This window comes from Pseudomonas sp. UBA5666 (assembly GCF_002420785.1).
Classification (GTDB): domain Bacteria; phylum Pseudomonadota; class Gammaproteobacteria; order Pseudomonadales; family Pseudomonadaceae; genus Aquipseudomonas; species Aquipseudomonas fulva.
In genome coordinates this window covers 1-13,987 of sequence record NZ_DIIQ01000052.1, presented here as the reverse complement: position 1 = coordinate 13,987, position 13,987 = coordinate 1, and the positions used below count along the sequence as shown (strand labels likewise).

The 13,987-nt window shown below is 58.9% G+C and carries 9 protein-coding genes and 1 rRNA gene; 6 read left to right on the top strand and 4 right to left on the bottom strand.

All coding sequences use genetic code 11. The annotated features are described in order from the left end of the window. Positions 1–1,392 (bottom strand): retention module-containing protein (locus B2Y33_RS22465; protein ID WP_288633464.1); only part of this gene is annotated, 1,392 nt, incomplete at its 3' end. A 941-nt stretch (positions 1,393–2,333) separates the two neighbouring features. Between B2Y33_RS22465 and B2Y33_RS22460 the strand changes: the two genes are divergently transcribed. Further along, on the top strand, positions 2,334–4,490 hold the full coding sequence (locus B2Y33_RS22460; protein ID WP_288633462.1) for a type I secretion system permease/ATPase: 2,157 nt from the start codon (positions 2,334–2,336) through the stop codon (positions 4,488–4,490). Next, positions 4,480–5,856 carry an HlyD family type I secretion periplasmic adaptor subunit gene (locus B2Y33_RS22455; protein ID WP_023535148.1) on the top strand — a complete coding sequence of 459 codons (1,377 nt, stop codon included), beginning with the start codon at positions 4,480–4,482 and terminating at the stop codon, positions 5,854–5,856. Before B2Y33_RS22460 ends, B2Y33_RS22455 begins: the two co-directional genes overlap by 11 nt. Before the next feature lie 45 nt (positions 5,857–5,901). Here B2Y33_RS22455 and lapD read toward each other — a convergent pair whose 3' ends face one another. Both lapD and lapG read right to left on the bottom strand, forming a co-directional pair. After that, on the bottom strand, positions 5,902–7,860 hold the full coding sequence (lapD, locus tag B2Y33_RS22450) for a cyclic di-GMP receptor LapD (protein WP_027915751.1): 1,959 nt from the start codon (positions 7,858–7,860) through the stop codon (positions 5,902–5,904). Between the two features lie 10 nt (positions 7,861–7,870). Further along, positions 7,871–8,632 carry a cysteine protease LapG gene (gene lapG, locus B2Y33_RS22445; protein ID WP_173645901.1) on the bottom strand — a complete coding sequence of 254 codons (762 nt, stop codon included), beginning with the start codon at positions 8,630–8,632 and terminating at the stop codon, positions 7,871–7,873. Between the two features lie 202 nt (positions 8,633–8,834). Between lapG and B2Y33_RS22440 the strand changes: the two genes are divergently transcribed. The 4 genes from B2Y33_RS22440 to B2Y33_RS22425 all read left to right on the top strand — a co-directional run bounded on the left by B2Y33_RS22440 (position 8,835) and on the right by B2Y33_RS22425 (position 13,685). Beyond that, positions 8,835–9,524 carry a GntR family transcriptional regulator gene (locus tag B2Y33_RS22440; RefSeq protein WP_027915753.1) on the top strand — a complete coding sequence of 230 codons (690 nt, stop codon included), beginning with the start codon at positions 8,835–8,837 and terminating at the stop codon, positions 9,522–9,524. Positions 9,525–9,615: 91 nt separating this feature from the next. After that, on the top strand, positions 9,616–10,113 hold the full coding sequence (locus tag B2Y33_RS22435; protein WP_027915754.1) for a sigma-70 family RNA polymerase sigma factor: 498 nt from the start codon (positions 9,616–9,618) through the stop codon (positions 10,111–10,113). A gap of 11 nt (positions 10,114–10,124) precedes the next feature. Then, entirely contained in the window at positions 10,125–11,099 is a 975-nt protein-coding gene (locus B2Y33_RS22430) for a FecR domain-containing protein (protein WP_027915755.1), read from the top strand. Between the two features lie 222 nt (positions 11,100–11,321). Further along, complete coding sequence (locus B2Y33_RS22425; RefSeq protein WP_049696790.1) at positions 11,322–13,685, top strand: TonB-dependent siderophore receptor; 2,364 nt, start codon at positions 11,322–11,324, stop codon at positions 13,683–13,685. Positions 13,686–13,794: 109 nt separating this feature from the next. Here B2Y33_RS22425 and rrf read toward each other — a convergent pair. Further along, positions 13,795–13,910 (bottom strand): 5S ribosomal RNA (gene rrf / locus B2Y33_RS22420). Positions 13,911–13,987: the final 77 nt, after the last annotated feature.

The window sequence follows — 13,987 nt, the reverse complement described above, 5'->3', positions numbered from 1 at the left end:
CGTCAACTGCTCGAAGTTGCCACCCGTAGCGCTGTCGATGGTCACACTAACGGTCGAACCGTTGTTGTAAACATCGTTGGCCGGGGTTTGGAAGTCGATGCTGCCCTGGGTCTTGCCTGCCTCAACAGTGATGACCTGGCCGTTGGACAGGGTCACGGTGGCAGGAGTCTGGGCCGGGTTGGTCAGCGTCACGGTGTAAGTGATCACGCCACCTTCGTTCATGCTCGGCGAAGCCGTCAGCGTGGCAGTGGTAGTGTCGATCGAATCATTAATCGTGGTAACCGCAGCCGCAGGATTCGGCGTCAGCTGTTCGAAGTTACCGCCCGTAGCGCTGTCGATGGTCACACCTACGGTCGAACCGTTGTTGTAGACGTCGTTTGCCGGGGTTTGGAAGTCGATGCTGCCCTGGGTCTTACCTGCCTCAACAATGATGACCTGGCCGTTGGACAGGGTCACAGTCACCGGAGTCTGGGCCGGGTTGGTCAGCGTCACGGTATAAGTGATGACGCCGCCTTCGGTGGCCGAAGGAGTGGCGGTCAACGTTGCAGTGGTGACATCGATGGTATCTGTAATTTCAGTAACCAACGGCCCTTGCGGTGGGGTTACTGTAATGCCACTGCCCCCGCTGGTACCGGTGACCGTTGTAGAAATCTGCCCACCATCAATGTAGGGCGTGTCATTCGGCGGGATCACGACATTGACACTGCCAGTGGTCTGCCCGGCCGGAATGACGATCACAGAGCCGTTGGCCAGCGTGATGACAAGGTCGCTGCCCGGTGCCTGGCCAACCGTAGCGGTATAGACAATGACGCCACCCGCTTCGCTGATCGATGGCGTGGCCCCGACCACAAGGGTGGTGGCAACCGTAGTGCCAGTTGTCGGCGCGGTGACTCGGTTGTCAGCGGTGGTTTGCGTTCCAGCCACTTCCACGGGGGCGGCCGCCGCTGCAAAACCAAGGCCTTCGGTAGGGAAGCCTATCGTGGGATCAACGCTGCCGGCCGTTTCTTCCAGCATGACGAAACTGTGGCCGCCACCTGCTGCACCGCCGCCCGCAGCAGTCGGACCGGCAGCCGTGGCTTCAAGATCGGTGGTCGGGTCAGCGCCTGCGGCGATCGCCTGTTGCAATTCTTCGACAGACGGCGCCGCCTGGGCAGCGGCCTGGCCCAAATCGGTACTGCTGTCAGGCGCGTCTGCGCTCCACTGGGTATCACGACCAAGGTCGAGCAATCGGCCATCTGCCAACTCCAGCGTCACCGCGCCACCCGGGCCGGTAAGGACCTGCTCACCCGCTAGAAGTCGATCGCCTTCTATGAGCACACGCCGGATGCCTTCAGGGGATACCGCGATAACCTGGCCGACAATACTTTTGACGATGGCTACAACGCTGCTCATTGGACTCTCCGTGTGACCCGCTGGGGTACTTCTGTGCCAGAGCGGCATCCGCAGCCACCTAAACAGGAATTATGTCGATGATCTCTTGACGCTTGATTGCGTCAATATTCCGTCTATGACGAAATGTAATTAGACTTATGCCAAACTATTGACCTTATATCGGCCATCCTAAACAATCACCAAGGTAATGTCACATTGATATTTTTACCTTAGCCAAGGGCCAATCAACAGCAAATGCGTTGCGTCATTAAAACAGCGCAATGGCACGGAGCACGCGGGCCCAGGTGATGACAGCAGCCATAAATCACATGCCTTTCAACCGTTCGTCGGGCTCAATAGGACCAACAGCGTCAATAGAAGGTCAATTTTGTTTATTGACGCCACATTTCCAAGACTCGTAAGCATAAACCTTGCCGATTACATGCCCGAGACGCCCCTTGATGTTGCCAATTTTCAGGCTGCTTCACCGTAGAATGAACGACGACCGAATGCGCTAATCGTCTAAACAGGCCTTATAACGCGCCTGCGATTATCGGCCAGAGTCGACAACGGAAGTGGATTTACCTGGATGAATTTTACCTAACACGGGTCGCACCAACGCCAGCAAACCAGCGCCTGATAAATGACATTGAGCTAGGCTGTAACGGCAGGCCTGTCACATGTCGTTTCTCTGCGCCTATCCCAGCATCCTGAAGCCTGGATTGCAGCGTGATTCAGAAATGAAACGTTTGTCTGCTGATCAGCGTCATGTAGTAAAGAGACCGATACAGTTGTTTACTCACCACCTAATTCAAGGCGACCATTGGCGACACACTGCATCGCTCGCTGCATGCCTACCGAGCGCCGACATGCATTGCCCCACTGAATGCCTGGGTTTGCTGCCATCGAATGATCGGCGGCCAGCTCATCCCCACCCACCACAAGGATGAAGAGAGCGCCGCGTGGAATCAGAAGTCAGTCGAGTCCAGCTCAACCATGACCCACGTAGTCAGCACGACGATCCTTTGCTGGATAGTCTGCTGAGCTTGTGTGTACTGCACCAGAAACCTGCCAGCCGGGTCATGCTTACCACGGGTCTGCCTTTACCCGCACAGCGCCTGAGCCCCGAGCTGCTGCCCCGTGCGGCGGCCAGGGCCGGCCTGCAGGGCCGTCTGTTGCAGCGCAAGCTGGAGCAGATTCCAAGCATTGCCATGCCCGCGATCCTGTTGCTAAAAGGCGGACGCAGTGCCGTGTTGCTCGGGTGGGAAAACGAAGACACTGCACGGCTGTTACTGAGCGAAAGCGATGGCGGCGAAGTTCAGGTCCGCCGTGAGACGCTTCAGGATGACTACAGCGGGCGAGTGTTCTTCGCGCAGCCGCAGCACAAATTCGACGTCAACCATGGCAACCTGATCCCCCGAGCCAAATCCTGGTTCCGAGACACGCTGCTGCGCAGCAAGTGGCTGTACATCGATGCCATCGCCGCGAGCCTTGTGATCAACCTGATCGCCCTGGCCGCGCCACTGTTCGTCATGAACGTGTATGACCGGGTCGTTCCCAACCAGGCGACCTCGACCCTCTGGGTGCTGGCGGTCGGTATCGCGGGCGCCTATATCTTCGACCTGATCCTCAAGGGCCTGCGCGGATTATGTCTGGACCTTGCAGGGAAAAAGACCGACCTGATCATTTCGGCGACACTATTCGAACGTATCGTGGGCATGTCGATGAAGTATCGACCGGCCCGGGTAGGCAGCTTTGCCCAGAACATTCACGAGTTCCAAGGCCTTCGTGACTTCCTGGCGTCGTTGACGCTGACTAGCCTGATCGACTTGCCGTTCACGGTGCTGATCCTGATCGTCATCGCGATCATTGGCGGACACTTGGTGTGGATCCCGATCATCGCCTTCCCACTGGCCTTGGGCATCGGCTATGCCCTGCAGCGGCCGCTGATGGCGACCATGGAGCGGACCATGGCGCTGGCCTCGGAGCGCCAGTCGAGCCTGATCGAGACCCTGGCAGGGCTGGACGCAGTGAAGGTCAACAACGCCGAGAGCGAGCGGCAGTACATGTGGGAACAGACGCTCGGTACCCTCAGCCGGCTGGAATTGCGCGTCAAGGTACTGTCGAGCCTGGCCATGAACATCACCCTGCTCATTCAGCAGTTGGCAGGGGTGGCGATGATCTGCGTGGGTGTGTACCTGATCATCGACGGCAACTTGAGCATGGGCGGCCTGGTGGCGTGCTACATGCTCAGCGGCCGCGCCCTTGGGCCCTTGGGGCAGCTCAACGGCCTGTTGGCTCGTTACCAGCAAGCCAAGGTAACCATGGTGTCCACCGACCACATGATGGAGCTGCCACAAGAGCGCAACTTTGAAGAACGCCCCCTCAGCCGTAGGGTATTGCAGGGTAGCGTGGAATTCCGCGGCGTGGATTTCACTTACCCCAACCAGCAGAACATGGCGCTGAAGAACATCAACCTGACCATCCGCCCTGGCGAGAAGGTAGGGATCATCGGGCGCAGCGGGTCGGGCAAGAGTTCACTGGCCAAGCTGATCGTTGGCCTGTACGAGGCCGATGGCGGCTCATTGCTGGTCGACGGCGTGGATATCCGCCAGATCGACGTCAGCGAACTGCGCCACAACATTGGTTATGTGCCCCAGGACATTCAGCTGTTGGCGGGCACGCTGCGGGACAATCTGGTCAGCGGGGCCCGCTACATCGATGACGAAATGATCTTGCAGGCGGCTGAGCTTGCAGGCGTGCATGAGTTCGCGCGACTGCACCCGGACGGCTACGAGCTGCAGGTCGGCGAACGTGGTCAGAACCTGTCCGGCGGGCAGCGGCAGAACGTGGCCCTGGGCCGTGCATTGCTGTTGAACCCACAGATCCTGCTGCTCGACGAACCCACCAGCGCCATGGACAACACCGGCGAAGAACGCCTGAAGCAGCGTTTGCAGGCCGTGGTGGAAAGCAAGACGGTACTGTTGGTGACTCACCGTGCATCGCTGCTGTCACTCGTGGACCGCCTGATCGTGATCGATCGCGGGCAGATCGTTGCCGATGGCCCGAAAGCGGCCGTCATGGATGCGTTGAAGAAGGGGCAGATCAGTGTCGCATAAGCTGGATTTCGGGCAACTCAAGGAAGGCCTGCGGCGTTACTTCAAGGGCAGCGATTCGTTGGGCGGTCAGCCGCTGCCCGAGGTCAACAAGGCCCTTATCGAGGACGCGCCGCGCGTGGTGCGCCTGACGATCTGGGGCGTCATCCTGTTCTTCGTGTTCCTGATCGTGTGGGCCAGCTTTGCGCCCATCGATGAGGTGACGCGTGGTGAAGGCAAGGCCATCCCGTCATCCAAGGTGCAGAAAATCCAGAACCTGGAAGGCGGCATCGTGGCGGAAATCTTTGCCAAGGAAGGCGAGATCGTCGAGGTCGGGCAGCCTCTGCTGCGCCTGGATGAGACCCGCTTCGCGTCCAACGTGGGGGAAACGGAAGCCGATCGGCTGTCCATGGCCCTGCGGGTTCAGCGCCTGAGTGCAGAGGTCGACGGCAAGCCGTTAGAGATCGACGAAGAATTGCGCAAGGCCGCACCTAGCCAAGCGGCCAGCGAAGAATCGTTGTACCAGAGTCGGCGCCAGCAGCTTCAGGACGAAATTGGCGGACTGCAACAGCAACTGGTCCAGCGCCAGCAGGAACTGCGCGAGTACAGCTCCAAGCGCGGGCAGTACGCCAACAGCCTTGAGCTGCTGCGTAAAGAAATCAGCATGTCGGAGCCTTTGGTCGCGACGGGTGCTATTTCCCAGGTGGAGGTGCTGCGCTTGCGTCGTGCCGAGGTTGAGAACCGTGGTCAGCTTGACTCCACGTCGCTGGCCATCCCCCGTGCCGAAGCGGCCGTTCGAGAAGTGCAGAGCAAGATCGAAGAGACCCGCGGCAAGTTCCGAAGCGAGGCACTCACCCAGCTGAACGAAGCCCGGACCGAACTGAACAAGGCGACCGCTACCAGCAAGGCGCTGGATGACCGCGTTCACCGCACCATGGTGACCTCGCCTGTGCGGGGTATCGTCAAGCAGTTGCTGGTCAACACCATCGGCGGCGTGATTCAGCCAGGCAGCGACATCATCGAGGTCGTCCCGCTGGACGACACGCTGGTCATCGAGGCCAAGATCCTGCCGAAGGACATTGCCTTCCTGCACCCAGGCCAGGAAGCCACGGTCAAGTTCACCGCGTACGACTACACCATCTACGGGGGACTCAAGGCCAAGCTTGAGCAGATCGGCGCCGATACCATCACCGACGAAGACAAGAAGACCACGTACTACCTGATTAAGCTGCGTACCGATCGCAGTCATCTGGGCACCGATGAAAAGCCGCTGCTGATCATTCCCGGGATGGTGGCAACGGTCGATATCATGACCGGCAAGAAGACCATCATGAGCTACCTGCTCAAGCCCATCATGAAGGCCCGCTCCGAGGCCTTGCGCGAACGCTGAGGGTGTGCCCGCACGGCCTTGCGTGCGGGCCCTCATTTCTGCAGGTCAGCGCTTATCGTGCGCCCAAGGGGCAGGCTCACCCACCAACTGCCCCTGAATGCCTCCTACACCCATTTCGCAGAGCACTGCGCGCTCACCTTCGGTTTCCACGCGCTCGGCCACCAGAGGCAGATCGATGCTGTGCGCGGCACGCTGGATCGCCTCGATGAACAAGCGTTTGTGCTGTTCATGGTCGATGTTACGGATGTAGCTGCCATCAATCTTCAGGTAAGCCAATCCAAGGTGGGACAGGTTACCGATCATGCTGAAACGTCCGCCAAAGCGTTGCAGTGCCAGGCCGAAGCCAAGGCTGTGCAGCCTTCGAGTCAATTTCTCCAACGCCGGCTGGTCAGGTAGCTGCTCTTCACCGATTTCGAACACCAGACGCGGCCCGAGGGCGACGTTCTGGCTGAGCAGTTCGAAAATGCGTTGCAGCGCCTGGGCGTCCGCCAAGGTAGCGGCGGAAAGGTTCAGCGCCAGCACCTGGTCGTGGCCACGCATGTGCGCCAGCACCTTCTGCAGCACCAGAAGGTCCAGCCTTGGCATCCAGCCAAAGCGCTCGAGCCAAGGGAGGAATCGACCGGCTGGAAGCGCCTCGCCTTGTCGATCCTTCAGGCGGGATATCACCTTGTGGTGCAGCACCTGCTGGGCGGTTGCACAATCGACCACCGGCTGGAAAAACAGCTCGAAGTGACCGTTGCTGAAGGCCTGGTCGAGGCGCTCATGCCAGTCGTGCTGGCTGTCGGCAGCCACGGCAGCGACGCCTTGCTCCAGGCAGACCCAACCCGGGGTTGGCTGGTTCTCCGCGCGTGCCAGGGCTTCATCAGCCAGTTTGAGCAACGCTGGAGGCGCGTCGCCCGGGCTGAAGGGGGCCAAGCCGATGCAGGCCACCGGTTGAATATCGGTGGCCCCCGTCTCATGCAGGCTCTGCAGCGTAGCCTCAAGCGCCTGGGCCAGCTGTATGGCTTCTTCATGCACCATGCCAGGTGCCAGCACGGCGAATTCACCACCCCGGCTGCGGGAAATCAGGTCGTTGGTTTCCGGGAAGCTTGCGCAGGCGCGGCGCAATTGCTCACCGACGGCTTGCAGCAACTGATCCGTGCGTTGGCCACCCAGACGCGCGTTGAGGCCCGCCAGGCCTTGAACCCGAAGTAACAACAGGTAGCCTGCCCGTGCTTCCTCAAGGTTGCTGACCCGAGCATTGAGCTGCATTTCGAAATAGCGACGGTTGGACAGACCGGTCAAGGTGTCTTGATAGGACTCGGCGCGTAACCGCTCGCTGCGCTCGGCCTGCTCGGTGAACAGTGCCTTGAGCTTTTCGACCATCTGGTTCATGGCCTGGACGACGCGCCTGAGCTCGGGTGTGCGGGGCAGTTCAGGCAGGCTCAGGAATTCACGCCTGGCGATGGCATGGGACTGTTCGACCATGTAGTCCAGCGGCTTGAGCTGCCGGCGCAGCAGCAACGCCCCCAGAATGGCGCTGGCGGCACCACAGAGCAGTAGCCAGCCCAGGCTGCCCAACGCGCTTTGCCAGAGCTTGGCAATGGCGAACATGGGGTGACTGATGACCTCGACGCGTGCCGCCTGCTGCCAGCCACGGCTGACCAACGCATCGCCACCGGCAGCTTCCAGACCGATCAGGTGAACGAACCAACGGGGTACGCCCCCAGGGTCTGGTTCGGCATGGCGCTCGACGAGCACCGTATTGGAAGCCAGGTCCACCACTTTGATACTGGCGTAGTAGCCACTGTCGAAGATCGAACTCACCATCAGCTCGACCATGGCAGGGTCATCGATATTGGGCGTAAGCGACAGGGCCAGCGCAGTGGCTGCATCCTGTGCATGCGAGCGGAGCTGGTTGACATACTGGCTTCGCGAACTCTCCAGGCTGACCATGAAACTGCCGGTGAACGCCACTACCAGGAACAGGCAAATAGCCAACAGCAATTGTTTGAACAGTGACATCTGTGCTCCTTCAGTAAACCGGCTCGGCCGGGAAGCCTTCGGCCTGCATTTTTTTCAATAGGTCCTGCCAGCGCGACAAGCGCTTGGTGTCGCCGACTTTCTTGTTGCCACCGGCGCCTGTCAGCCATAGGCCTTCACCGTTGAAGGCATAGACGGGCAACAGGTCGGGGCGCTGGCTGGCCGGCTTGATCGCGTCCATCAGGCTGTCGAGCACCAACGGCTGCGCCTGGGGCGTTGAATAATAGGTCAGTACCATGTGTGCCCGGTTCTGTCGCAAGGCCTTGACGTAGGTGATCCGCAGTTTCTCGCTGGGGATGCCCATGCGCCTGAGGCTGAAGTACTTGGCGATAGCGTAATCCTCGCAATCGCCAGCCCCTTTTATCAGTGCTTGGACCGGTGTTGCCCAGTAATCGACCTCGTGCCACAGATCGATATCCTCGACGTAGCGCAATTGTTGGTTAAAGAACCGGTTGACCACCTGCAGACGCTCAAGCTCAGTCCCCTGCTTCTGGGTGGCCATGAGGTTCTGCCACGCATCGATTCGCGCTTTGCCCTCCCCCAATGGCCCGTACAGCGCTTGAGACTGGCGACTGATCTGGGCGAAATCCCAGTCGGCATGCAAACCGCCCAGCAGCAGGCCACCCAGCAGCGCAGCCAGGGCAACTCGGTGCAGCACGGTTTTGAGCATCGGGGTGATCGCCACTGCCAAGCACTGTCCAGGCCAGTCGAAAGAAGCGATGGTGCGGCCTGACACCGCAAAAGACAATGGCACATCGCGATCATCGGCCTCTGTGTCGGAGTACGCCGGATCAACGCTTGCCGCGCGGGTCATGTCACTTCCTTTGCAGAGCAACTTCATCCACCATAGCCGCGCCCTGGGGCATGCCCCCAGTAGAGGCCAGCATTTGACACGTCATACCGCTATAACCGTGTCATTGGATCCAACTTTGGTAATCGTTTAAGGCAGGCGTTGCGTGGGCAACAAAATCAAACTGAGCAGCGTGTTGAACAGTGAACAGTTGCTGCCACATCTGGCCCGCGGCGTTATTGAAGAACGCGTGCGCAGTGCCATTCTCGAGGGTCGTTTGCCACCCGGAACGGCAATCAGGCAACAGGAGTTGGCGACACTTTATGGCGTCAGCCGTATGCCCGTGCGTGAGGCGCTGCGTCAACTGGAAGCGCAGTCACTGTTGAACGTGGAGCTTCACAAGGGCGCAGTCGTTGCGCCGCTGATAGGCGAGGATGCGGCAGATGCCTACGACTTGCGTGTTCTGCTCGAAAGCGAGGCGTTGCGTCAATCCATTCCGCTTCTGACGGCGCAAGACATCGCCAAGGCCCGCAGTTGCATCCAGCAATTGGAAAACGAAACACGACATGCCGAGATCGCTCGTCTTAATCGTGAGCTTCACATGGTGCTTTATAGCAAGGCAGCGAACCATAAACTGCTGCGCCTGATCGATAACGAATTGATGCAAGAGGAGCGGTTTCTACGCTTTCATCTTTCGTCGATGGGCCTGGGCAAGCTCACCCAAGACGATCACACGGCCTTGGTCGATGCCGCCAGTGCCAAACGTGTCAGCGATGCAATTGCGGTATTGGAGCAGCACCTCAACAGCGCAGCCGTGACCATTCGAAGGTACTTGGACAGCCAGCGCTCGCACTGAATGGCTTGGGGACCGACAGGTAGGTTGCAAAATCTCGCGCCGGGCGAAACAATGAGACTAATTATCATTTAAGCCCTGATAGCTGTATCTCATGCCTAGCAACGATCTCGTGCAAAACCTCTACAGTGCTCATCATGGCTGGCTGCATACCTGGCTGCGCCACAGGCTTGGCAATGCGGCCGACGCTGCTGACGTGGCCCAGGATACCTTCATGCGGCTGTTGCAACGCCGCGAGCATCTGCAGATACAACAGCCCAGGGCGTTTCTGCGCACGGTGGCGCGCGGGTTGATCATCGACCACTGGCGTCGAGAGGAACTGCACAAAGCCTATCTGGAAGCGCTGGCGCTGGTGCCGGAGGCTAACACGCCCGATGTGGAGACCCGCGAGCTGCTGCTGGAGTTGCTTGAACGCATTGCCAAGATGCTCGATGGCCTCAAGCCAAAGGTTCGCACTGCTTTCCTGCTAGCCCAATGCGAGGGCCTGCGGCATCAGGAAATTGCACAGCAGATGGGCGTATCGGTGAGAACGGTGGAGCGCTACATTGCTGACGCGCTTTATCACTGCTACCTGCTGCGCTACGAAGCGTAATGACACCGGTTATGCCTAGCCCGCATCCCGACGCCAAGACGGTCAGACAAGCCATCCAGTGGATGCTGAAACTTCGCCACAGTGGTGAGGATCCGGCTTTGAACGAGCGTCTCGCGCAGTGGCGCTCAGAGGCTGCGACCCACGAGCTGGCCTGGCAACGCGTGCTGCATTTGGAACAGGACCTGGACCTGCGCCACGTGCCCGCTGCGGGGGTTGCGCTGCAGACACTGGAGGCCAGTCATCGGCGCCTTGAGCGGCGACAGGCGTTGAAGCTGCTGGGCACCGTTGCCGTGTTCGGATCGGCAGCATGGCTGAGCAAGGACTTGAGTGTGGTACAGGCCTGGTCATCCGACTACGCGACAGCCACGGGTGAGCGCAGAGACGTGACCTTACCCGACGGCTCTCGGCTACAACTCAATACCCGAAGTGCCGTGGACGTGGCCTTCAACAGGCAGCAATTGTCGATCGACCTCAAGCGGGGTGAGGTCATGCTGGACTGTCGACAGGCAGCTCCTGGACAACCTCCAGTCACTCTGCGCACGAATACCGCAGCGTTGCAAACCGTCGGGGGGCGCTTCGTGGGGCGTATCGAGGACGATTGCCTACGGGTGGTCGTCAGTGAGGGGCGAGTATTCACTCGCAGCCAGAGCACCGGCCTGATCCAATGGCTCGAGCCAGGTGGAGAATGGCGCGTCACCGCCAGCGGTGCCGAGCAGGTGACGCCTTCAGGGATGGACGCGATGGCCTGGACCGAAGGCCTCATCGTGGGCAAGAACATGTTGCTCAGGGATTTCCTGACGCAGATCAGCCGATACCGCCGCGGTTATCTCACCTGCAGCGATGACATTGCTGAGCTCCGTTTGTCCGGGGTATTCCGCCTCCAGAATCCAGAACATCTCCTGCAATTGCTGCCCACCACGCTTCCCGTTCAAGTCCGTCATTTAACGCGATGGTGGGTGCGCGTGGAAGCGCTGGGTCGTGCCTAGACTTTGGTGAGCAAAGCCTGTTCCTAATGTGTCGGGTTTTGGCCGCGTATCCGGCTAGATCAGTGAGAAGAATCTCCTGCACATTTTACGGACCCTTTCATGTCAACCAACCCGGTAAAACTGTACGCCTTTGGCGCGAATGATTTTCGACCTGTCTTGCACTCAGATTTGCTAAGCAATGCCATCCGCGCTGCCTTGCTGGGTACGGCACTTGGATTGGCCATGGTGCCTGGCATCACACTCGCCGCTGATGCCTCACTGGTCAGCTCGACTTATGCAATTGCGCCTGGGCCCCTGGATGAAGTGCTCAATCAATTTGCTCGTCAGGCGGGCATCACGCTTTCCAGTACGCCGGCACTCACTCAAGGCTTGCAGTCCAGAGGCCTTCACGGACAGTACTCGGCTGAGCAGGCGTTAGGGGTGCTGTTGGCAGGAAGCGGCTTGACGGCGTTGGATCAAGGAAACCGGACCTTCATCGTACAGGCTCAGCCAGCGGAAGCTGCGCTGGCGTTACCCGATACGGACATTCGAGGTTTCACCCTGGGCAATGCCTTGGGGAGCATGGAGGGTTATAACGCCACCCACAGCCAGGTCGCTACTAAAAGCAGCTTGGCACTGGTAGAGACATCCCAATCGGTTTCGGTGGTAACCCGGCAACAGATCGACGACCAAGGTTCTCAAACCGTCGCCCAAGCCATGCGCTATACCCCAGGGGTGATGACCAGCCCCTATGGCGCGACGCACCGGTATGACTACGTGGCCATGCGAGGTTTCAATGACGGGTCGGTGGATAACATCTACGTAGACGGCCTCAAGTCCATGGGGGACAACGGCACCTACAGCACGATGCAGGTCGACCCCTATTTCCTGGAACGGATCGATGTCTTGAAAGGGCCCTCTTCGGTCCTTTATGGCCGTAGCTCACCGGGTGGATTGGTCGCACTGACCACCAAAAAGCCCGTGTTCACCGCTTTCCATCAAGTTCAAGCGTCGGTTGGTACCCAAGGTCAGCGCGGGCTGGGCTTCGACACCAGCGGCCCGTTGGATGCAGACAAGCGTATTGCCTATCGCCTGACCGGTTTGGCAGACGCTTCGGATACTCAGTTCGATCACAACAAGGAAGAACGCTACGCCATCGCTCCGTCGCTTAGCATCGATTTCAGCGAAGACACATCGCTGACCCTGCAGGCCTACTTGCAGCATGATCCAAACGGGGGGTATCACGGCGGTAATCCTGCAGACGGGATGCTGAGCAAGCGTAATGGGGTACGCTTGTCGGATCACTTTTTCGAAGGGGAGCCGGGCATCGACAATTACGAGCGCACCCAGCAGTCGTTCAGTTACCAGTTCGAGCATCGCTTCAACGATGTATTTACCGCGCGGCAGAACTTCCGCTACCAGGACTCGGACGTATCGATGGACCAGGTGTATTCGGCAGGTTGGGCAGATGCCGACAGTACCGTCCTTAACCGAGCTTACACCGGGGGTGATGAGCGGCTGCACTCCTACATCATTGACAACATGGTCCAGGCTGAATTCTTCACCGGCATTGCCAAGCACACCCTGCTGCTGGGCACGGATTACCAGCGCCGCAAAGCCGATGTTTCGTGGCGTTATGGCACTGTAGATCCGCTGGATGCGTCTAACCCGCAGTATGGTAATGGCAACCTGCAGGTGCTCGGTGAAAACCGATACCAACGCCGGTTGCAACAGACGGGTGTCTATCTGCAGGATCTGGTGGAGCTGGATCAATGGCGCTTCTCACTGGGCCTGCGCCAGGATTGGGTCAAGGTATCCGAGGAAAATCGTGATACCAATACCAGGGTCAGTGACAAGCGTTCCAACTTCACGACTCGCGCTGGGGTGCTCTATCTCTTCGAGAATGGCCTGGCGCCGTATGTGAGCTACTCCGAGTCCTTCAACCCGAATACCGTATCCGATCAAGACGGAAAACCGCTTGCTCCTACCGAGGGCACTCAGTGGGAAGCCGGTATCAAGTACCAGCCACCTGGTAGCGACAACCTGTACACCGCCTCTGTGTTCCGTATCGAGCAGGAGAACCTGGCCTCCAAGCAACCGGATGAAGACTTCTACAGGCCTGTCGGTCAAGTGCGCTCGCAAGGGTTGGAGTTGGAAGCGCATGTGCAGGTCACTGATAACTTGAAACTGCTGGGTGGCTATACCTACACCGACATCGAGTACTCGAAATCGATGCCTAGCCTTGTATCCAGCGGTCTGGACAACAAAGGCAATTCGCCTACCCAAGCCCCGGAGCAAATGGTCTCGCTGTGGGCCGACTACAACTTCCGGCAAGGCGCGCTCGACGGGCTTAGGTTGGGCGGCGGCGTGAGGTATGTGGGGCATAGCTGGGCAGATGCAGAGAACAGCCGCAAGGTGCCTTCCTACACGTTGGTTGATGCCTCGTTGGGCTACGACATGGGTAAGCTGGGTCTGAAGGGCTTGGATGTTCGTCTGAATGCCAACAACCTGACCAATCAGCGATACATCACCTCGTGCGCCAGTTTGAATTACTGCTACATGGGCGAAGAGCGTAATGTGAGCGCCACAGTGAGCTACCAGTTCTAAAGCGCACAGCGGGACAACCGCTTATCAGAAGGTAGTCATTGGGGGTGTTTAAACCCCCCAAAAGAAAAAGCCCCTGTCTGCAGCGCAGACAGGGGCTTTTTTGTTTGAATCTTGACGATGACCTACTCTCACATGGGGAAACCCCACACTACCATCGGCGATGCATCGTTTCACTACTGAGTTCGGGATGGGATCAGGTGGTTCCAATGCTCTATGGTCGTCAAGAAATTCTGTGTGCTGGCCCGTCATCGACGTGCCTGCGAATCTCTGTAGTTCCTACTTAAAGACAAAACCCCTACCTG